We start from the raw sequence: 20570 nt of genomic DNA, 5'->3' as shown, positions 1-20570 counted from the left end.
CCGGTGCATGGGGTCTCCCCAGGCCCGCAAGGGCCCGGGGGAAGCATCGCAAGGCGCCGGAGCGCCTTCATAGCTCCGCTATGAGGGTGTTTCGGCAACGCGGCGAGGTGCGGTGCCGGACGCCGCGAGCCCGGCCTGATCGGCGAGACACCCCCTAGCTCCAGCGGCCCGTGCGCCCCAGGACCAGGGCCGTCGCCGCCGTGCCCGCCGTGGAGGTGCGCAGCACGCTGCGGCCCAGCCGGTACGGCTTCGCCCCGGCCGCCTCGAAGGCGGTCAGCTCCTCCGGGGAGACCCCGCCCTCGGGCCCGACGACCAGGACGACCGAGCCCTTCGCGGGAAGGTCGGCGGTGGCGAGCGCGCCGCTGGGGTGGTCGCGGTCCTCGTGCAGGACGGCCGCGAAGTCGGCGCCGGCGAGGAGGGCGGCGACCTGCTTGGTCGTCATGGGGTCGGCGACCTCGGGGAAGCGGGTGCGGCGCGACTGCTTGCCGGCCTCGCGCGCGGTGGACCGCCACTTGGCGAGCGCCTTGAGGCCCCGGTCGCCCTTCCACTGGGTGATGCAGCGGGAGGCGGCCCACGGCACGATCGCGTCCACGCCGGTCTCCGTCATGGTCTCGACGGCCAGCTCGCCCCGGTCGCCCTTGGGCAGCGCCTGGACGACGGTGATCCGGGGCTCCTCCTCGGGGTCCTCGTGGACCTCGGCGACCCGCACGGTGAGCTGGTCCCTGCCCTCGGCGGCGAGCACCTCGCAGGCGGCCCAGCGGCCCCGGCCGTCGACGAGGACGAGCTCCTCGCCCTCCCGCAGCCGCTTCACGGAGACGGCGTGCCGCCCCTCGGGGCCGTCCAGGAGGAAGCTCCCGGCGCCGGGGACGGCGTCGACGACGAAGACGGGTGCGGTCACGAAGTGCTCCTGGGGTCCTGTTCCGAGAGGGCGGTGTCGAGTTCGGCGGCGAGGACCCCGACCAGCTGCCCGGCGGGAAGTTCGCGGGCGAGGCGGTGGCCCTGGCCGGCCCAGAGGGCCATGCCCTGGGCGTCGCCGGCGGTGGCGGCGGCCTTGCGCAGCGGGGCGGTGAGGTGGTGGACCTCGGGGTAGGCGGCGGGGGCGTACGGGCCGTGCTCGCGCATGAAGCGGTTGACGAGGCCGCGCGCCGGGCGCCCGGAGAAGGCCCGGGTGAGGGCGGTCCGGGTGAACAGCGGGTCGGTCAGGGCCCGCTTGTGCAGCGGGTGCGCGCCCGACTCGGGGCAGCCGAGGAAGGCGGTGCCGAGCTGGGCGGCGCCGGCCCCGGCGGCGAGGACGGCGGCGATCTGGGCGCCGCGCATGATCCCGCCGGCGGCGACGAGCGGGAGGCCGGTGCTCTCGCGGACCTGGGTGACGAGGGTGAGGAGGCCGGTGCCGGGCGTGCCGTCCTCGTCCGGGTCGTCGCGGTGCGTCCCCTGGTGCCCGCCCGCCTCCACGCCCTGGACGCAGACGGCGTCGGCCCCGGCGCGCTCGGCGGCGAGGGCCTCCTCGGCGGAGGTGACGGTGACGATCGTGTACGTGCGGACGCGGGCGAAGGAGGCGAGGACGTCGGGCGCGGGACAGCCGAAGGTGAAGGAGACGACGGGGACCGGGTCCTCCAGGAGGATGGCCAGCTTGGCGTCGTAGGCGTCGTCGCGGGAGTCGTCGGCCTCGCCGAGCGGGGTCCGGTACCAGTCGGCCTCTCCGGCGAGCTGGTGGCGGTAGACCTCGACGGCGGCGGGGTCGGCGGGCCGTCCGGTCTGCGGCATGAAGAGGTTGACGCCGAAGGGGCGCCCGGTGAGCCCGCGTACCTGCTTGATCTCCTGGTAGAGGCCGCCGGCCGTCTTGTAGCCGCCGGCCAGGAAGCCGAGCGCGCCGGCCTCGCAGACGGCTCCGACGAGTTCGGGGCAGGAGGCGCCACCCGCCATGGGGGCCTGCACGATCGGGAACCGAGAGAGATCGTTCAGTGCGGTGGTGGACATATGGGCATCGTGTCATGCCGCGGGGAGCGACATGGAAAGGGGCGGTATCCATAGATGGACACCGCCCCTCCCCATGTTCAGGGCTGTATGTGGCAGGCCGGGCCTACCGCCCGTTGAACGCGTCCTTCAGCCGCGAGAACAGCCCCTGCTGACCGGGCTGACTGTGCTGCCCCGGGGGGGGCGACCCCCGGACCCCCGGCAGAGCGCCTACCGCCCGTTGAACGCGTCCTTCAAGCGCGAGAACAGCCCCTGCTGACCGGGCTGGAACTGGCCGGTCGGCCGTTCCTCGCCGCGCAGCTTGGCGAGCTCGCGCAGGAGGCGCTCCTGCTCGGCGTCGAGCTTGCCCGGGGTCTGGACCTCGACGTGCACGATCAGGTCGCCCCGGCCGTTGCCGCGCAGGTGGGTGACGCCACGGCCGTGCAGCGGGATCGACTGGCCGGACTGGGTGCCCGGGCGGACGTCGATCTCCTCGATGCCGTCGAGGGTCTGCAACTGCACCTTGGTGCCGAGCGCGGCCGCCGTCATCGGGAGGGTGACCGTGCAGTGCAGGTCGTCGCCGCGCCGCTGGAACGTCTCGTGCGGGGTCTCGTGGATCTCGACGTACAGGTCGCCGGCGGGGCCGCCGCCGGGGCCGACCTCGCCCTCGCCCGCGAGCTGGATGCGGGTGCCGTTGTCGACGCCGGCCGGGATCTTGACCGTGAGGGTGCGGCGGGAGCGGACCCGGCCGTCGCCCGCGCACTCGGGGCACGGGGTCGGGACGACGGTGCCGAAGCCCTGGCACTGCGGGCAGGGCCGGGAGGTCATGACCTGGCCCAGGAAGGACCGGGTGACCTGGGAGACCTCGCCCCGGCCACGGCACATGTCACAGGTCTGCGCGGAGGTGCCGGGCGCGGCGCCCTCGCCGGAGCAGGTCGTGCAGACGACCGCCGTGTCGACCTGGATGTCCTTGGTGGTGCCGAAGGCCGCCTCGTTGAGGTCGATCTCCAGGCGGATCATGGCGTCCTGGCCCCGGCGGGTGCGCGAGCGCGGGCCGCGCTGCGAGGCCGTGCCGAAGAAGGCGTCCATGATGTCGGAGAAGTTGCCGAAGCCGCCCGCGCCGAAGCCGCCCGCGCCGCCTCCGCCGGAGGCCGAGAGCGGGTCGCCGCCGAGGTCGTATACCTGCTTCTTCTGCGGGTCCGAGAGGACCTCGTAGGCGGCGTTGATCTCCTTGAAGCGTTCCTGCGTCTTCGGATCGGGATTGACGTCCGGGTGCAGCTCGCGCGCGAGCCTCCGGAACGCCTTCTTGATCTCGTCCTGGGAAGCGTCGCGGCGCACGCCGAGTACGGCGTAGTAGTCCGTGGCCACTTACGACTCCGCCAGGATCTGTCCGACGTAACGTGCCACTGCGCGTACCGCTCCCATCGTTCCGGGGTAGTCCATGCGGGTCGGTCCGACCACGCCGAGTTTGGCGACTGCCTCGCCGCCCGAACCGTAGCCGACCGAGACGACGGACGTGGAGCTCAGCCCCTCGTGGGCGTTCTCGTGCCCGATCCGTACGGTCATGCCCGATTCCTTGGCCTCGCCGAGCAGCTTGAGGAGGACGACCTGCTCCTCCAGAGCCTCCAGGACGGGCCTGATCATCAGGGGGAAGTCGTGTCCGAAGCGGGTGAGGTTGGCGGTGCCGCCGATCATCAGCCGCTCCTCGTGCTCCTCCACGAGGGTTTCGAGGAGGGTCGCGAGCACGGTCGAGACCGTGGCGCGGTCCTCGGCCTCCTCGAAGGACTCGGGGAGGTCCTGCACCAGCTGCGGCACGTCGGCGAACCGGCGGCCGACGACCCGGCTGTTGAGCCGGGCCCGCAGGTCGGCGAGGGAGGTCTCGCCGAAGGGCGCGGGGCAGTCCACGACCCGCTGCTCGACCCGGCCGGTGTCCGTGATGAGGACGAGCATCAGGCGGGCCGGGGCCAGCGAGAGCAGTTCCACGTGCCGGACGGTCGAACGGGTCAGCGAGGGGTACTGGACGACGGCGACCTGCCGGGTGAGCTGCGCGAGCAGCCGGACTGTGCGGCCGACGACGTCGTCCAGGTCGACCGCGCCGTCGAGGAAGTTGTGGATGGCCCGCCGCTCGGGCGTCGACAGCGGCTTGACCCCCGCGAGCCGGTCGACGAACAGGCGGTAGCCCTTGTCCGTCGGAATGCGGCCGGCGCTGGTGTGCGGCTGGGCGATGTAGCCCTCGTCCTCGAGCACGGCCATGTCGTTGCGCACGGTGGCGGGCGACACGCCGAGCTTGTGGCGCTCCGTGAGCGCCTTGGAGCCGACGGGCTCCTCCGTCCCGACATAGTCCTGGACGATGGCGCGCAGCACTTCGAGTCTGCGTTCGCTGAGCATCGTGCGCACCTCCAGCTGTCGTCGGTCGATCCGGTTGCTCCGCTTTTGGCACTCGCCCTGTCCGAGTGCCAACGATCCCGGGCCAGTGTACGGCGGCACACATCGCTCCTGGCAAGGAGGCGACGCCCCACCGGTTAGCGTCGGTGCATGGACGTCGACTGGGAAGCACGGGGATGGGAACGGCTCGCGGACGGGGTGGGCCGGCGCCGGCTGCCCGTCTGGGACGCCACGGTGGGGCTCGTCGTGGGCGAACGGGCGGTGCTGCTGTACGACACGGGGTCGTCCCTCGCGGAGGGCGCGGAGCTGCGGGCGGAGGTGGCGGAACTCACGGGCGGCCGGAGGGTGACGCACATCGCACTGAGCCATCCGCACTTCGACCACGTGTTCGGCACGGCGGCCTTCGCGGGCGCGGAGGTCTTCGGCGCGGTCGGCACGGAGGAGCTGCTCGCCCGGGAGCGGGACCGGGAGGAGCTGCGCACGGACGGGGTGAAGCACGGTCTCGACCCGGCGGCGGCCGCGGAGGCGGCGGACGTCCTCGTGGCCCCGCGGCACGTGGTCTCCGGCGAGTGGACGCTCGACCTGGGCGGCCGGCAGGTGCTCCTGGCGAACGTCGGCCCCGGGCACACGGGCCACGACCTGGCGCTCCTGGTGCCCGGTCCGCCGGAGGTGGTCTTCTGCGGGGACCTGGTGGAGGAGTCGGGCGAGCCGCAGGCGGGCCCGGACGCGATCCCGTCCCGCTGGCCGGACGCCCTGGACCGGCTCCTGTCGCTCGGCGGCGGGGACGCGGTGTACGTGCCGGGGCACGGGGCGGTGGTGGACGCCGCGTTCGTACGACGCCAGCGCGAGGAACTGGCGACGCGCTTCTCCGTCGCATAACGTCGCCCGAATGCGCGGCTACGACCCGGACTTGACGCCCCCCTGGCCGCATCTCCCGGGGGACGACCCCCGGACCCCGGCAGTGTCCCGACGCCACGCCCCGGACAGGATTGAGCCCATGCGCAGCTACAACCCGGATCTGACACCCCCCTGGAAGAAGTCGGCGCCCGTTCCTGAGGTCCCGGCCGACCGCGATCTCGTCGTGGAGGAGGTGGCGACGGGCTTCTGCGGGGCGGTGATCCGCTGCGAGGCGGGCACGGTGACCCTGGAGGACCGCTTCGGGAAGCACCGGGTCTTCCCGCTGGAACCGCGCGGCTTCCTCCTGGAGGGGAAGGCCGTGACCCTGGTCCGCCCCTCCCCCGCCGCCCCGGTGCGCCCGACTCGTACGGCCTCCGGCTCGGTCGCGGTGCCGGGCGCACGCGCGCGCGTGGCGCGGGCGGGCCGGATCTACGTCGAGGGCCGCCATGACGCGGAGCTGGTCGAGCGGGTCTGGGGCGACGACCTGCGGATCGAGGGCGTGGTCGTGGAGTACCTGGAGGGCGTCGACGACCTGCCGGCGATCGTCGCGGAGTTCGGCCCGGCGCCCGACGCGCGCCTCGGCGTCCTGGTGGACCACCTGGTCCCGGGCTCGAAGGAGTCCCGGATCGCGGCCCAGGTGACCTCCCCGGACGTCCTGGTCGTCGGCCACCCGTACATCGACGTCTGGGAGGCGGTGAAGCCGTCCTCGCTCGGCATCCCGGCCTGGCCGACGGTCCCGCGCGGCCAGGACTGGAAGACGGGCGTCTGCCGCGCCCTGGGCTGGCCGGACAACACGGGCGCGGCCTGGCAGCACATCCTGTCGAGGGTGACGTCGTACAAGGACCTGGAGCCGGCGCTCCTGGGCCGGGTCGAGGAGCTGATCGACTTCGTGACGGCGCCGTAGCCCCCGGGGGCCTCCCTAGTCCACCAGGTCCCGCACCACCGCGTCCGCGAGCAGCCGTCCCCGCAGGGTCAGGACCGCCCGCCCCGCCCCGTACGGGCCGGGGTCCAGGAGGCCGTCCTCCAGGGCCTTGCGGGAGGCGGCCAGGCCCGCGGGCTTGAGCAGGGCCAGCTCGACCCCCTCCCGGAGCCGCAGCTCCAGCAGGATCCGCTCCACCCGCCGGTCCTCCTCGGAGAGGAGCTCGCGGCCCGCGCCCGGCGTCCTCCCGGCCGCGAGGGCCGCCGCGTACGTGCCCGGGTGCTTCACGTTCCACCAGCGGACCCCGCCCACGTGGCTGTGCGCGCCCGGTCCGGCGCCCCACCAGTCGGCGCCGCGCCAGTACAGCTCGTTGTGGAGGCAGCGCCCGGCCTCCGAGGTGGCCCAGTTGGACACCTCGTACCACTCGAAGCCGGCCCCGGACAGCACCTCCTCGGTGATCAGGTACCGGTCGGCGTGCACGTCGTCGTCGGTCATCGGCACCTCGCCGCGCCGGATGCGGCGGGCCAGCTGGGTGCCCTCCTCGACGATCAGGGCGTAGGCGCTGACGTGGTCGGGCCCGGCGCCGATCGCCGCGTCGAGCGAGGCCCGCCAGTCGTCGTCGGACTCGCCGGGCGTGCCGTAGATCAGGTCGAGGTTGACGTGGTCGAACCCGGCGGCCCGCGCCTCGGCGACGCACGCCTCGGGGCGCCCGGGCGTGTGGGTGCGGTCGAGGACCTTCAGGACGTGCTGCCGGGCGCTCTGCATGCCGAAGGAGATCCGGTTGAAGCCGCCCTCGCGCAGCTCCGCCAGGTACGCCGGGTCCACCGACTCCGGGTTCGCCTCGGTCGTGACCTCGGCGTCGTCCGCGAGCCCGAACTCGTCGCGGATCGCCCCCAGCATCCGCACGAGGTCTCCGGCGGCGAGCAGCGTGGGCGTGCCGCCGCCGACGAAGACGGTCCGGACCGGCCGGGGGTCGTCGCCGAGGACCTTGCGGGCGAGCCGGACCTCCTCGACGACCTGCTCGGCGTAGTTGTCCCGGGAGGCGAGCACGCCCCCCGTGCCGCGCAGCTCGCTCGCCGTGTAGGTGTTGAAGTCGCAGTACCCGCAGCGCGTCGCGCAGTAGGGCACGTGCAGGTAGAACCCGAGCGGGCGCTCCCCGGCCCCTTCCAGCGCGTGCGGGGGCAGTGCCCCGTCCTCGGGAACGGTCTCACCATCGGGCAGTACGGAAGGCATGAGCCCATTGTCCCGTACTGCCCGGGGTGGGCCGACTGCCTGTGGACAACCGGCTCCCGTGCTGGTCGCCCCCGGTGCGGGGGCGCCGGTCAGGACTCGCGCGAGCCCGCGTACATCTCCTCGATGAGGTGCTTGTACTCGCGCTCCACGACCGGGCGCTTGAGCTTCAGGGACGGGGTCAGCTCGCCGTGCTCGATGTCGAGGTCGCGCGGCAGCAGGCGGAACTTCTTGATCGTCTGCCAGCGCTGGAGGCCCTCGTTGAGGCGGTCCACGTAGCCCTGGACCAGCTTCTCGGTCTGCGGGGCGGCGACGACCTCGGCGTACGACTTGCCCGCGAGGCCGTGCTCGGCGGCCCAGCCGAGGAGGGAGGGCTCGTCGAGGGCGATCAGGGCGGTGCAGAAGTTCCGGTCGGCGCCGTGGACCAGGATGTTCGAGACGAACGGGCAGACGGCCTTGAACTGGCCCTCGACCTCGGCCGGCGCGATGTACTTGCCGCCGGACGTCTTGATCAGGTCCTTCTTGCGGTCGGTGATCCGCAGGTAGCCGTCGGCGGACAGCTCGCCGATGTCGCCGGTGTGGAACCAGCCGTCGGACTCCAGGACCTCGGCCGTCTTCTCCGGCAGGCCGTGGTAGCCCTCCATGATGCCGGGGCCGCGCAGCAGGATCTCGCCGTCGTCGGCGATGCGGACCTCGGTGCCGGGGAGCGGCTTGCCGACGGTGCCGGTGCGGTAGGCCTCGCCCGGGTTGACGAAGGAGGCGGCGGAGGACTCGGTGAGGCCGTACCCCTCCAGGACGTGGATGCCCGCGCCGGCGAAGAAGTAGCCGATCTCGGGGGCGAGGGCGGCGGAGCCGGAGACGCACGCGCGCAGGTTGCCGCCGAAGGCCTCGCGGATCTTGCCGTAGACGAGGGCGTCGGCGACCTTGTGCTTGACGCCCAGGCCGAAGGGCGCGGAGGCAGTGCCGGTGCGGCGGAAGTTGTCCTGGGTGGTCTTCGCGTAGTCGCGGGCGACCTCGGCGGCCCACTGGAAGATCTTGTACTTGGCGCCGCCGGCGGCGCGGGCCTTGGCGGCGACCCCGTTGTAGACCTTCTCGAAGATGCGGGGCACGGCCGCCATGTAGGTCGGCTGGACCACCGGCAGGTTCTCGATGATCTTGTCGACGCGGCCGTCGACGGCGGTGACGTGCCCGACCTCGATCTGGCCGGAGGTGAGGACCTTGCCGAAGACGTGGGCGAGCGGCAGCCACAGGTACTGCACGTCCTCCTGGGTGACGAGGCCGGTCGCGGCGATGGCCTTGGCCATGTACGACCAGTTGTCGTGCGGGAGGCGGACGCCCTTGGGGCGGCCGGTGGTGCCCGAGGTGTAGATGAGGGTGGCGAGCTGCGTGGGGGTGATCGCGGAGACCCGCTCCTTGACCGCCTCGGGGTGCGTCTCCAGGTACGTCCTGCCGCGCTCCTCGAGCTCCGCGAGGGTGAGGACCCAGTCGCCGTCGCTCTCGACGCCGGCGGCGTCGACGACGACCACGTGGCGGAGGTTCGGCAGCTCGGCGCGGCGCTCGACGGCCTTGGCGAGCTGGGCCGCGTCCTCCGCGATGAGGACCCTGGACTCGGAGTCCGAAAGGATGAAGGCCGACTCCTCGGCGTTGGTCTGCGGGTAGACCGTGGTGGTCGCGGCGCCCGCGCACATCACGCCGAGGTCCGCGAGGATCCACTCGACCCGGGTGGAGGAGGCGAGGGCGACCCGCTCCTCGGACTGCACGCCGAGGTCGACGAGGCCGGCGGCGATCGCGTAGACCCGATCGGCGGCCTGACCCCAGCTGAGCGACTTCCAGTCGTCCGGGCCGGTGCCGGACGCGGCGGGGACCGGGTAGCGGTAGGCCTCCGCGTCGGGAGTCCGCTCGACGCGCTCAAGGAAGAGGGTCGCCACGGAGGGCGGCCGGTTCTCGATCTGGGTCTGTGTGTCGCTCACGACGTCCTCCGGGCGGCGGCGGTGCCTTCTGGTGGTTCGTAACTAACTGGCGAGTAACCTTCGAGCCGGGATCAGACTAAAGGCCCGAGGTCCGGCGCGTAAGGCCTTGCAGTGCGTCGCTTCATAACGAACGGGTCCACGCGCACCGTGCGCGTGGACCCGTTCGTGTACCGCGTGGGACGGGCGGCGGGCCTCGCGGACCCGCCTCCCGTCACGCCCTCCGACCGTCTCCCGACGGCCCGAGGTTGGCTACTTCTTGCCCTTGCCGGAGGACTCGTCGCTCGACAGGACGGCGATGAAGGCCTCCTGCGGCACCTCCACCGAGCCGACCATCTTCATGCGCTTCTTGCCTTCCTTCTGCTTCTCGAGGAGCTTCCGCTTCCGGGAGATGTCACCGCCGTAGCACTTGGCGAGGACGTCCTTGCGGATGGCGCGGATGGTCTCGCGGGCGATGACCCGGGAGCCGATAGCGGCCTGGATCGGCACCTCGAAGGCCTGCCGGGGGATGAGCTCGCGCAGCTTGGCGACGAGCCGCACGCCGTAGGCGTACGCGGCGTCCTTGTGGGTGACGGCGGAGAAGGCGTCGACCTTGTCGCCGTGCAGCAGGATGTCGACCTTGACCAGGCTGGAGGCCTGCTCGCCCGTGGGCTCGTAGTCGAGGGAGGCGTACCCGCGCGTCTTGGACTTCAGCTGGTCGAAGAAGTCGAAGACGATCTCGGCGAGGGGCAGGGTGTAGCGGATCTCGACCCGGTCCTCGGAGAGGTAGTCCATGCCGATCAGGGTGCCGCGCCGGTTCTGGCAGAGCTCCATGATCGCGCCGATGAACTCGCTGGGCGCGAGGATCGTGGCCCGGACGACGGGCTCGTACACCTCGTCGATCTTGCCCTCGGGGAACTCGCTCGGGTTCGTGACCGTGTGCTCGCTGCCGTCCTCCATGACCACGCGGTAGACCACGTTGGGGGCGGTGGCGATCAGGTCGAGGCCGAACTCGCGCTCCAGGCGCTCGCGGATCACGTCCAGGTGGAGCAGGCCGAGGAAGCCGACGCGGAAGCCGAAGCCGAGCGCGGCGGAGGTCTCCGGCTCGTAGACCAGCGCGGCGTCGTTGAGCTGGAGCTTGTCGAGGGCCTCGCGGAGGTCGGGGTACTCCGAGCCGTCCAGCGGGTAGAGGCCCGAGAAGACCATCGGCTTCGGGTCCTTGTAGCCGCCGAGCGCCTCGGTGGCGCCCTTGGCCTGCGAGGTGATCGTGTCGCCGACCTTGGACTGGCGGACGTCCTTCACGCCGGTGATGAGGTAGCCCACCTCGCCGACGCCGAGGCCGTCGGACGGCGTCATCTCCGGGGAGGAGACGCCGATCTCCAGGAGCTCGTGGGTGGCGCCGGTCGACATCATCCTGATGCGCTCGCGCTTGTTGAGCTGCCCGTCGATGACACGCACGTACGTCACGACGCCCCGGTACGAGTCGTACACCGAGTCGAAGATCATCGCGCGGGCGGGGGCGTCGGCAACGCCGACCGGGGCCGGGACGTCCCGGACGACGCGGTCGAGCAGCGCCTCGACGCCCAGGCCGGTCTTCGCGGAGACCTTGAGCACGTCCTCCGGCTGGCAGCCGATGAGGTTGGCCAGCTCCTCGGCGAACTTCTCCGGCTGCGCGGCCGGCAGGTCGATCTTGTTGAGGACCGGGACGATGGTGAGGTCGTTCTCCATCGCCAGGTAGAGGTTGGCGAGGGTCTGCGCCTCGATGCCCTGCGCCGCGTCCACCAGGAGGATCGTGCCCTCGCAGGCCGCGAGGGACCGCGAGACCTCGTAGGTGAAGTCGACGTGCCCGGGGGTGTCGATCATGTTCAGGATGTGCGTGCGCCCCTGCTCCGGCCCCTCGGTGGGAGCCCACGGCAGACGGACGGCCTGGGACTTGATCGTGATGCCGCGCTCACGCTCGATGTCCATCCGGTCGAGGTACTGGGCGCGCATCTGCCGCTGGTCGACCACACCGGTGAGCTGGAGCATCCGGTCGGCGAGCGTGGACTTGCCGTGGTCGATGTGCGCGATGATGCAGAAGTTGCGGATCAGAGCCGGGGCGGTACGGCTCGGCTCGGGCACGTTGGTAGGAGTCGCGGGCACGCAGGCTTCTCGTCTCGGGCGATGTTCTGAACGGATACGTAGGCTCCATGGTCCCATGCCCGGCGGTCGACGCCCGGTTTGGGCGGGCGCGGGAGCGACTGATACCGTGGACAGCTGTGTCTCGTCTGCCCTCTCAGCTCGCGAGGCACTTCCAGAAGGAACACCGAACCTGTAAAGGCTCTTTTCGTGGCGAACATCAAGTCCCAGATCAAGCGGAACAAGACGAACGAGAAGGCGCGCCTGCGCAACAAGGCCGTCAAGTCGTCGCTCAAGACCGCGATCCGCAAGGCCCGTGAGGCTGTCGCCGCCGGCGACTTCGAGAAGGCCACCGTCGCCACTCGCGCCGCCTCGCGTCAGCTCGACAAGGCTGTCTCGAAGGGTGTCATCCACAAGAACGCCGCCGCCAACAAGAAGTCGGCGCTGGCCACCAAGGTTGCCTCCCTCCAGGGCTGAGCTCTGATGTGACCGGCCGCACGGGACCCAGCGGGCCCTCTCTCCCGCTCCCGCCCGGCCACCCCGGACTCGCGCGCGGACGCGTTCGCCACGCGGGTGCGAGCCCACTTGCTTGAACGTCGAAGGCCCCGTCGCCTCCTTCCCCAGGAGGCGACGGGGCCTTCGTGGTGCGGGGGGCTTGTGCGGTACGGGGCGGGGCGGGCTGCTGCGGGACGGAGCAGGGGCAGGCTTTTACGGTACGAGACGGGGCCGGGGCACTGCGGTCGAGGCGGGCCCGGCCCCTGCGGTACAGGGCGAGCACCCAACAGAGCGCCCCTCCCGGGCCCGGTCAGGCGTCCCGGCGCATCCTCGCCGCCCGGGCCACCGCGACGACCGCCTTCTCCAGGGCGTACTCGGGGTCGTCGCCCCCGCCCTTCACGCCTGCGTCCGCCTCGGCGACCGCGCGCAGGGCCAGCGAGACCCCGTCGGGGGTCCAGCCGCGCATCTGCTGACGCACCCGGTCGATCTTCCAGGGCGGCATGCCCAACTCCCGGGCGAGGTCGGCGGGGCGGCCGCCCCGGGCCGAGGAGAGCTTGCCGATGGCCCGTACGCCCTGGGCGAGCGCGCTGGTGATGAGCACGGGCGCGACCCCGGTCGAGAGCGACCAGCGCAGGGCCTCCAGGGCCTCGGCCGCCCGCCCCTCGACGGCGCGGTCGGCGACGTTGAAGGAGGAGGCCTCGGCGCGGCCCGTGTAGTACCGCCCGACGACGGCCTCGTCGATCGTCCCGTCCACGTCGGAGGTCAGCTGCGCGACGGCGGACGCGAGCTCGCGCAGGTCGCTGCCGATCGAGTCGACCAGGGCCTGGCAGGCCTCAGGGGTGGCCGAGCGCCCGAGCGCCCGGAACTCCTGCCGCACGAACGTCAGCCGCTCCGCCGGCTTGGTCGTCTTCGGGCAGGCCACCTCCCGCGCCCCCGCCTTGCGCGCGGCGTCGAGCAGGCCCTTGCCCTTGGCCCCGCCCGCGTGGAGCAGGACGAGGGAGATGTCCTCGATCGGGTCGCCGAGGTAGGCCTTGACGTCCTTGACCGCGTCGGCGGAGAGGTCCTGGGCGTTCCGCACGACCAGGACCTTGCGCTCGGCGAAGAGCGAGGGGCTGGTGAGCTCCACGAGCGCCCCGGGCTGGAGCTGGTCGGGGGTGAGGTCGCGCACGTCCGTGTCGGCGTCGGCGGCGCGGGCGGCCGCCACCACCTCCTGGACGGCGCGGTCGAGGAGCAGGTCCTCCTGTCCCACGGCGAGCGTCACGGGACCGAGGAGGTCGTCGGGAGAAGTCTTCCTGGTGGCCATCGCGGTCCAGCATCCCACGGGCCACTGACAGCCGTGCCCACCGACGGTCGCGGCCGGCGACGACCGCCCTCACCGGCGGCCTTACCCATCGGCAGCCGCGCTCACCGGCCGTCGTGTCCATGCCCGAGAATGGCGGGGTGAGTGAACGACACGTACTGGTGCTCCCCGACCGCGACGCCGCCGAGGAGGTCGCCGGGGAGCTTCCCGACCGCTTCGGCGTCGCCGAGGAACCGCAGCTCGTGCGGGACGCCCTGGCCGGGGAGGACGACGCCGAGGACGCGCAGTGGCTGGTGGTCGTCGAGGACCCGGACGGCCGGCTCGACCCGGCGGCCCTCGACGGCCTGGCCGCCGAGTACGAGGGCTGGCTGGAAGCCCCCTGATCCCTCCCGGCCCCTTCAGCTCCCTCCGGCCCCCTTCAGCTCCCCGGCTTCTTGGGCACGATCTGGACGTCGAGGTCGATGCCGATGCTGGACCCGACGGCCGTGATGCCGCGCGCGAGCAGCGTCTGCCAGGTGAGGGTGAAGTCCTCGCGGTGGAGTTCGGTGGTGGCGCGGCAGGCGCACCGGGTCTCGCCCTCCAGGCCGCTTCCGAGGCCCAGGTACCGGGTGTCGAGGGTCACCGTGCGGCTCACGCCGTGGAGGGTGAGCGCCCCGGTGACGGCCCAGCGGCTGCCGCCCCGGTGGGTGAAGCGCTCGCTGTGGAACTCCAGCGTCGGGTACGTACCGACGTCGAGGAAGTCTCCCGAGCGCAGGTGGTCGTCGCGCATCCGCACCCCGGTGTCGACGGAGGCCGCGTCGATGACGACGTGCATCGTGGAGCGCTCCACGCGGTCGGCGATCCGGACCGCGCCCGCGAAGCCGTTGAACCGGCCGTGGATCCGGGCCAGTCCGATGTGGCGCGCCGTGAACCCGATCCGCGAGTGCGCCGGGTCGATCTCCCAGTCGCCCGGCTCCGGGAGCGGGGGCTGCGGGGCGACCTGGAGCCGGACGTCGCCGAGGCCGGTGTGGACGCCCTCGGTGACGACGGCGGTGTCGTGGTGCGGCGTGTACCCCTCGGCGGTGACCGCGAGCCGGTACTCGCCGGCCGGCACGGTCGCGAGCGCGGTGCCGTACGGGTCGGTCTCCCCTGCCAGCACCTTGCGCCCCGCCGCGTCGCTGACGACGAACCCGGCCTGCCGGACGGGCTCGTGCACGGGATCGAGCACCCGGCAGCTCAGCACTCCCGCCGAGGAAGGGACGGTGAGACCGGCGAGCGGTCCGCCCCGCGCGGCGTTCCCTCCGCGCTTCCCGAAGAGACGATCGAACATTCTTCACGCACCCCCGTGCGACTCGTTCATTATGCAACGAAGTCGCATTCGATCACCGCTGGGGCGTTCGAGGCAAACCGGCGCAAGTGTCGGCAAGTGTTACCGGGAGTCCGAATTGACGTTCTCCTCCCGCGCGAAGGGCGGCGATACGACGGGCAGCGCGTCGAGCTCGATGCCGAACAGCTCCCGGTACGCCTCCCGCACCTCGTCGTCCCCGTCGAGGACCCGCTCGTCGCGCTCTTCACGGGCCCTGGTGATCAACTTCGTGCCACTGAGGGTGATCCGGCCCTCCTCGGTGAGCCGGGAGCAGACGAGGGAGCGCGTGAAGTGCGAGTCGGGCGAGGTCCGGTGGTACCAGGACCCGACCGTGAAGTCGGCGAGCTCACGCGGCCGGACCTCCACCCGGTACTGCGGTTCCCCGTCCCGCAGCACCTCCAGGTCTCCACCGGCGGTCTCCGCGATCCGGAAGACGCCTCCCGGGTCCTCCTGGTCGTCGCGCGCGTCGAGGACCAGCGGAAAGTGGCTGTGGTCGCCGAACCCGACGTCGGCCAGCCACCGCTCCCCCTCCACCGTCTCCACCCGCAACGCCATGTGGTCGTACGGGATCCCCAGCCTTCCGCCCTCCCCGACGACCCGCGCCTGAAGCAGCTCGACCCCGTACCCGAGTCCCCTCAGCAGGACGGCGAACGCGGCGTTGACCTCGTAGCAGAAGCCGCCCCTGCGCGCGTCGACCACCTTGCCGAGGAGCGCCTTCTCGTCCAGGACGACGGGTTCGCCGAGGTGGATCGAGAGGTTCTCGAAGGGCACGGTCCGCAGGTGGAGCAGGTGCAGCTCGCGCAGCGTGGCGGCGTCCGCGCGCACCGGCCGCTCCGCCCCGATGCGCCGCAGATAGGCCTCGACCTCGGCCTCGGACGGAGCGGACACGAAGGGCGCGGACGGGGCGGGAGGGCCCTGCGGCGCCGGGGACTCGGGCTGGACGGCGGGCGTCGGCTGTGTGGTCATACGCCCAGTCTGCCGGGCCGGAACCCGGCTCCCTCCTCGACGAGCGCCACCTCCCTTCCCCTGCCGGGCGGTTCACCCGCCTCGCGGGACGGCCACGAGTCCCCTTCCCGCCCCCACCACCGCGATCGCCCCGTCCCGATCGGTCCGCAGCACCCGCGCCCCACCGCCCCGCAACGCCTCCAGCGTCCGGGGCGAAGGGTGGCCGTACGGGTTGTCCCGGCCCGCCGAGACCAGCGCGAGCCTCGGCCGCACGGTCCGTATCAGCGCCGGGTCCTGGTGCGCGGACCCGTGGTGCGCGACCTTGAGGACGTCCACCGGCGCCAGACCCGGATGGACCCGCAACAGCGCCCGCTGCGCCGGTGGCTCCAAGTCCCCGAGGAGCAGCAGACCCAGCCCTCCGGCGGCACGGACCAGCAAGGTGACACTGGCGTCGTTGGGCCCCTCGAACGGCTCGCTTCTCCCTGCGGTCCGCCCGCTCCTCGGCCACGGCCAGAGCACCCGCCACTCCAGGGGCCCGATCCTCCGCAGCTCCCCCGGTTCGGCCCGGACCACCGGCACCCCGGCCTCGGCCGCCGTCCGGCGCACGAACGCGGCCTGGGCGGGCGGCTCTTCGAGCCCGGTCGTCTGGATCGCCCCCACCGACCGCCCCCGCAGCACTCCCGGGAGCCCGGCCACGTGGTCCGCGTGGAAGTGGGTGAGCACCAGCAACGGCACCCGTCTCACTCCGAGTTCGCGCAGACAGCGGTCCACCGGTGCGGGGTCGGGACCCGCGTCCACCACGACGGCGGAGTCCCCGCCCGCCGCGAGCACGGTCGCATCCCCCTGACCCACCTGGCACATCGCGAACACCCAGTCCGGTGGCGGCCATCCGGTGGCCCACCGGGACAGAGGCGCCGGCCGCACCACGGCGAGCAGGAGCAGGGCGGCGGCGAGCACGCCGACCGCGCCCCGGTACGGCAGCCTGCGCGCCCCGAGGACCACGGTCGCGGTGAGCAGCGCGAGGGCCAGTCCGCCCCACCACCCGCCGGGCCAGGCCAGCTCGGCCCCCGGCAGCGCGCCGCCGGTGCGGGCCACCCACGCGATCCACCCGACCGGCCACCCCGCCACCCACGCCAGACCCTCCGCCGCCGGCATCCAGAGCGCCGCCAGGGCCAGTGCGGCGAACCCGCACACCGTCGCGGGCGCCACGGCGAGTTCGGCGAAGAGGTTCGCCGGGATCGCGACCAGGCTCACCCGGGCCGCGAAGATCGTCACGACCGGAGCGCACACCGCCTGCGCCGCCAGGGCCGCGGCCAGCGCCTCCGCCAACCGGCCGGGCACTCCGCGCCGGCGCAGCGCGTCGCTCCACCGGGGAGCGATCGTCAGCAGCGCCCCCGTCGCCAGGACCGAGAGCAGGAACCCGTAGCTCCGCGCGAGCCAGGGGTCGTAGAGCACCAGGACGAGGACGGCGGCGGCCAGCGCGGGGATCAGCGACCTCCTGCGCCCCGTACCGATCGCGAGCAGCGCGACGAATCCGCAGGCGGCGGCCCGCAGCACGCTCGGGTCGGGCCGGCAGACGACCACGAAGGCGAGCGTCAGACCTCCCCCGGCCAGCGCGGTGACCCGCAGCGACAGCCCGATCCGGGGCGCGAGCCCACCCCGCTCAGCCCGGTGCGCCTGCCCGGGACGCCCGATCAGCAGGAGCAGCACGATCGTGAGGTTGCTGCCCGACACGGCCAGCAGATCCGTGAGATCGGTGGCTTCGAAGGCGTCCTTCAGCTCGGGGCCGATCCTGGAGGTGTCCCCGACGACCAGGCCGGGCAGCAGGGCCCGCGCGTCGGGGTCGAGCCCCTCGGTCGCCCTCCGCAGCCCCGCACGCAGCTCCCCCGCCGTCCGCTGGAGCGCGTTCGGCCGGCCCATGATCCGGGGCGGGCCCCCTCCGTCGACCTTGAGGACCGCGGCGAACGGTTCCCCCGGATGCGACGGCGGTGCGAGCCGGCCATCGACCCGCAGCCCGGTCGAGGGCAGGAGCCGCAGCCACTCCTCGCGCCCCTCCCCCGGCGGCACGATCAGCAGGACCGGCGCCCGGGTCCGGTGGACCGCACCGTCCGACCGCTCGACCCGGGTCACCTCGCCGTCCAGGACGACCGAGACCGGGGCCATGGCGTTGCCCCGCACCTTGGGCCGGGTGAGCCGCGGATCGGAGGTCACCGCCACCTCGAAACGTGCCCGCGCGTACTCCTCGGCCAGCACCGGCACGGGCCCGCGCCGCAGATCCGCCGCGTGCAGCCCCGCCGAGGCGGCCCCGGCCGCGGCACACAGCAGGACCCCGGCCCACGCGGTGGCCCGCAACCGGCGCCCGGCGGTGCCTCCCGGCGGGACCGTGCCACGATCCCCTCGCCGGACCGCCCCACGGCCTCCCTCGGGGCCTCCGCGCCGCCGGATCACACCCCGCACCAGCAGGGCCGCCGCCCCCGTCAGACAGGCCGTGACACCGGTGACCGCCCACCACCCGGTGACACCCACGGCCCAGGCCGCCGCCGCCCAGGCCGCTGCCGCGAGGGGAACAAGCCGCAGGTCGGCCGGCCCTTCCCGCCGGCCCGACTCCCACGTCTCCGCCCTTGCCTCCGTTTCCGTCCCTGCCTCCGTTTCCGCCCCTGCCTTCCTTTCTTCCCCCGCCTCCGTTTCCGCCCCCGCCCCCGTCTCCTCGGTCGCTCCCCGGGCCCGCTTCACGGCCGGACCAACGGTTCGAGGTCGGCGAACCGTCGCTCGCCGATGCCGCTGACCTCCCGCAACTCGCTCACCGACCGGAAGCCGCCGTGTTCCGTACGGTGGTCGATGATGTGCTGGGCGAGGACCGGTCCGACGCCCGGGAGGGTGTCGAGCTGTTCCACCGTGGCCGTGTTGAGGCTCACCGGCGTTCCCGGCGCCCCTCCCCCTCCTGCTCCTCCCGCGCCGCCTCCGCCTGCGGGACCGGGCCCGCCGACCTGCGCCCCCGGCACGTCGACCAGGACCTGTTCGCCGTCGGACAGGACACGCGCCCGGTTGATTCCGGTGAGATCCGCGCCGGACCTCACCCCGCCCGCCGCCCGCAGGGCGTCCGCCACCCGCGCACCTACGGGCAGGGTCAGCACGCCCGGCCTGAGCACCTTCCCGCCGACGTCGACGACGACCTTCGCGCCGGAAGAGGCGGGCGGTGCGGACGGTGCGGGCGCTGCGTCGTGCGCCGCGGCGGGAAGCGGTCCGGCCTCTTCCCGGACCTCCGGCCCGGCCCGCCCTGCGGGCGCGACAGGCGCAGGGGCGGCGCGAACCAGCTCGGGGGCGTGCACCGGCTCCGGGCGGCCCATCCAGAAGTAACCGCCCGCGAGCCCCGCCGCCACGAGCAGGACCACCGTCAGCGCGGCCAGCGTCCTCGGCTCCAGCCCGCACCGCGTCTGCACCCACAGCGGTGTCCGGTCCCGGATCCCCGCCACCAGCCGCTCCCGCGCCCGGGGCGGAGAGACCGGCGGAGCCGCCCGCCCCGGTGCCTCGGGAACCTCCTCCGCTTCGGACGCCTCAGGCCCGGCGTACGACTCCGCCTCCGACGGAGGAGCCGTCGGGAACAGCGCGTCCCCCCGTCGCCGTACACCCCCTCCGGGCACTTCCACGGGCCGCCGCCCGATCCGGGTGCGCCGCCCCCGCCCAGGAGGCGAACCACGCCCTCCAGGACGACTGCGCCCGTCCGAACCGGCCGCCCGCCCCGGCCCGCTCGTCGGGCCGTGGGCCGTCCTCGTGGCTCCGGGAACACCGGGAACAGCCGTGTCTGCGGCGCCGACAACGGCAGAGGTCGATGCGGCGCCAGAGGCCGATGCGATGTCAGCGGTCGATGCGATGTCAGCGGTCGATGCAATGCGTGTACGAAGCGTCATGCCCGTGACGGTAGGGATCACGGATGCCCCGTGCCGGACTCACCTGCGGTCCGTGGACGAGGACCCCGCTGTGGAAAACTCCGTCACCCTCACGAGTGGCCGCACCCCCAGGTGACCGACCCGCGGCCGGTGGTCTCAGCGCGGCGAGACGACGACCGCGAGGAGCCCGGGCCCCGTGTGGGCGCCGATGACCGCGCCCACCTCGCTGACGTGGAACTCCCCGATCGACGGGACGCGTTCCCTGAGCCGGTCCGCGAGCGTGGCGGCACGTTCCGGCGCGGACAGGTGGTGCACGGCGATGTCGACCGGCCCGGAGCCGGCCCGCTCCACCGCGATCTCCTCCAGGCGTGCGATGGCCTTCGAGGCCGTCCGCACCTTCTCCCTCAGCTCGATCCGCCCGCCGTCGAGTTCGAGGAGGGGTTTCACCGCGAACGCGGAGCCCAGCAGCGCCTGCGCGGTGCCGATGCGCCCGCCCCGGCGCAGATAGTCCAGGGTGTCGACGTAGAAGAAGGCGGAGATGCCGGCGGCGCGCTTCTCGGCCGCCGCGACGGCCTCGTCGAGCGAGCCTCCGGCCTCCACGGTCTGCGCCGCCGCCAGGGCGCAGAAGCCCAGCGCCATTCCCATCATGCGGGTGTCCACCACGCGCACGGGCACGGGGGCGGCCTTCGCGGCCAGCACGGCCGCGTCGTAGGTCCCGGAGACCTCGGCGGACAGGTGGAGCGAGACGACGCCCCGCGCACCGGCCTCGGCGGCCTCGCGGTAGGTCTCGGCGAAGACCTCGGGGCTGGGGCGGGAGGTGGTGACGGAACGCCGCTTCTGGAGGGCCTGAGCGAGGGCTTCGGCCGAGATCTCCGTGCCCTCCTCCAGGGCGCGGTCGCCGATGACGACGGTCAGCGGGACCGTGGTGATGGCGTGCCGCTCCCTCGTCTGGCGTGGCAGGTAGGCCGTTGAATCGGTGACGATCGCGACATGCCGGGACATGAGCGGGAGGTTACCCGCCGGGACCGCCGCACGGCAGCCCGGCCCCCCGCCGTATCCCAGGACGTCGACGGGCACCCCGCCCCGCGGCCGCCCTTCCGGCCACCCTTCCGACCGGCCCCCTGATCTGCTTCCCGGCCGACTCCGAACG

The 20570-nt window shown here is 73.2% G+C and carries 17 protein-coding genes; 4 read left to right on the top strand and 13 right to left on the bottom strand.

Features of this window, described 5'->3' with window-relative positions:
* Positions 1–154: 154 nt before the first annotated feature.
* The 4 genes from ACWGSR_RS12345 to hrcA all read right to left on the bottom strand — a co-directional run bounded on the left by ACWGSR_RS12345 (position 155) and on the right by hrcA (position 4341).
* A complete protein-coding gene (locus tag ACWGSR_RS12345) occupies positions 155–898 on the bottom strand; it encodes a 16S rRNA (uracil(1498)-N(3))-methyltransferase (RefSeq protein ID WP_453565862.1) in 744 nt (247 codons plus the stop codon).
* Positions 895–1977 carry a nitronate monooxygenase gene (locus ACWGSR_RS12340; protein ID WP_376238589.1) on the bottom strand — a complete coding sequence of 361 codons (1083 nt, stop codon included), beginning with the start codon at positions 1975–1977 and terminating at the stop codon, positions 895–897. The genes ACWGSR_RS12345 and ACWGSR_RS12340 overlap by 4 nt, the downstream gene beginning before the upstream one ends.
* Before the next feature lie 207 nt (positions 1978–2184).
* Complete coding sequence (gene dnaJ, locus ACWGSR_RS12335; RefSeq protein ID WP_376238587.1) at positions 2185–3321, bottom strand: molecular chaperone DnaJ; 1137 nt, start codon at positions 3319–3321, stop codon at positions 2185–2187.
* A complete protein-coding gene (gene hrcA / locus ACWGSR_RS12330) occupies positions 3322–4341 on the bottom strand; it encodes a heat-inducible transcriptional repressor HrcA (RefSeq protein WP_366374602.1) in 1020 nt (339 codons plus the stop codon).
* A 147-nt stretch (positions 4342–4488) separates the two neighbouring features.
* Here hrcA and ACWGSR_RS12325 point away from each other — a divergent pair, with 147 nt between their 5' ends.
* Together ACWGSR_RS12325 and ACWGSR_RS12320 are read left to right on the top strand one after the other, a co-directional pair.
* Positions 4489–5217, top strand: a complete 729-nt coding sequence (locus tag ACWGSR_RS12325) for an MBL fold metallo-hydrolase (RefSeq protein WP_453565857.1) — start codon at positions 4489–4491, stop codon at positions 5215–5217.
* A 118-nt stretch (positions 5218–5335) separates the two neighbouring features.
* On the top strand, positions 5336–6139 hold the full coding sequence (locus ACWGSR_RS12320) for a DUF3097 domain-containing protein (RefSeq protein ID WP_453565854.1): 804 nt from the start codon (positions 5336–5338) through the stop codon (positions 6137–6139).
* 15 nt (positions 6140–6154) lie between these two features.
* Here ACWGSR_RS12320 and hemW read toward each other — a convergent pair whose 3' ends face one another.
* From hemW to lepA, 3 genes are all read right to left on the bottom strand, one after another.
* Positions 6155–7387 carry a radical SAM family heme chaperone HemW gene (gene hemW, locus ACWGSR_RS12315; RefSeq protein WP_376238579.1) on the bottom strand — a complete coding sequence of 411 codons (1233 nt, stop codon included), beginning with the start codon at positions 7385–7387 and terminating at the stop codon, positions 6155–6157.
* An 89-nt stretch (positions 7388–7476) separates the two neighbouring features.
* A complete protein-coding gene (locus ACWGSR_RS12310) occupies positions 7477–9354 on the bottom strand; it encodes an AMP-dependent synthetase/ligase (RefSeq protein ID WP_376238576.1) in 1878 nt (625 codons plus the stop codon).
* 249 nt (positions 9355–9603) lie between these two features.
* Entirely contained in the window at positions 9604–11472 is a 1869-nt protein-coding gene (gene lepA, locus ACWGSR_RS12305) for a translation elongation factor 4 (protein ID WP_366374611.1), read from the bottom strand.
* A gap of 186 nt (positions 11473–11658) precedes the next feature.
* On the opposite strand from lepA, the gene rpsT reads away from it, so the two are divergent.
* On the top strand, positions 11659–11925 hold the full coding sequence (gene rpsT / locus ACWGSR_RS12300; protein WP_150270330.1) for a 30S ribosomal protein S20: 267 nt from the start codon (positions 11659–11661) through the stop codon (positions 11923–11925).
* 328 nt (positions 11926–12253) lie between these two features.
* Here rpsT and holA read toward each other — a convergent pair whose 3' ends face one another.
* Positions 12254–13246, bottom strand: coding sequence for a DNA polymerase III subunit delta (gene holA / locus ACWGSR_RS12295; RefSeq protein WP_376238571.1), 993 nt, complete (start codon positions 13244–13246; stop codon positions 12254–12256).
* Between the two features lie 119 nt (positions 13247–13365).
* Here holA and ACWGSR_RS12290 point away from each other — a divergent pair, with 119 nt between their 5' ends.
* Entirely contained in the window at positions 13366–13626 is a 261-nt protein-coding gene (locus ACWGSR_RS12290) for a hypothetical protein (protein WP_376238569.1), read from the top strand.
* A 35-nt stretch (positions 13627–13661) separates the two neighbouring features.
* On the opposite strand, the gene ACWGSR_RS12285 is transcribed toward ACWGSR_RS12290, so the two are convergent.
* From ACWGSR_RS12285 to ACWGSR_RS12265, 5 genes are all read right to left on the bottom strand, one after another.
* Positions 13662–14552 carry a YceI family protein gene (locus tag ACWGSR_RS12285; protein ID WP_453565849.1) on the bottom strand — a complete coding sequence of 297 codons (891 nt, stop codon included), beginning with the start codon at positions 14550–14552 and terminating at the stop codon, positions 13662–13664.
* A 99-nt stretch (positions 14553–14651) separates the two neighbouring features.
* Positions 14652–15554, bottom strand: coding sequence for an arylamine N-acetyltransferase family protein (locus ACWGSR_RS12280; RefSeq protein ID WP_453565846.1), 903 nt, complete (start codon positions 15552–15554; stop codon positions 14652–14654).
* A gap of 72 nt (positions 15555–15626) precedes the next feature.
* Positions 15627–17885: a ComEC/Rec2 family competence protein gene (locus tag ACWGSR_RS12275; protein ID WP_453565843.1), complete on the bottom strand. Its 2259-nt coding sequence runs from the start codon at positions 17883–17885 to the stop codon at positions 15627–15629.
* Positions 17886–18262: 377 nt separating this feature from the next.
* Positions 18263–19006: a helix-hairpin-helix domain-containing protein gene (locus tag ACWGSR_RS12270; protein WP_453565840.1), complete on the bottom strand. Its 744-nt coding sequence runs from the start codon at positions 19004–19006 to the stop codon at positions 18263–18265.
* Positions 19007–19576: 570 nt separating this feature from the next.
* Positions 19577–20422: a DegV family protein gene (locus ACWGSR_RS12265; protein ID WP_453565837.1), complete on the bottom strand. Its 846-nt coding sequence runs from the start codon at positions 20420–20422 to the stop codon at positions 19577–19579.
* Positions 20423–20570 lie beyond the last annotated feature (148 nt).

Source organism: Streptomyces sp. NPDC055632 (assembly GCF_053618675.1).
Note: the sequence above shows the minus strand (reverse complement) of the source record. Positions and strands in the feature narration are given on the sequence as shown.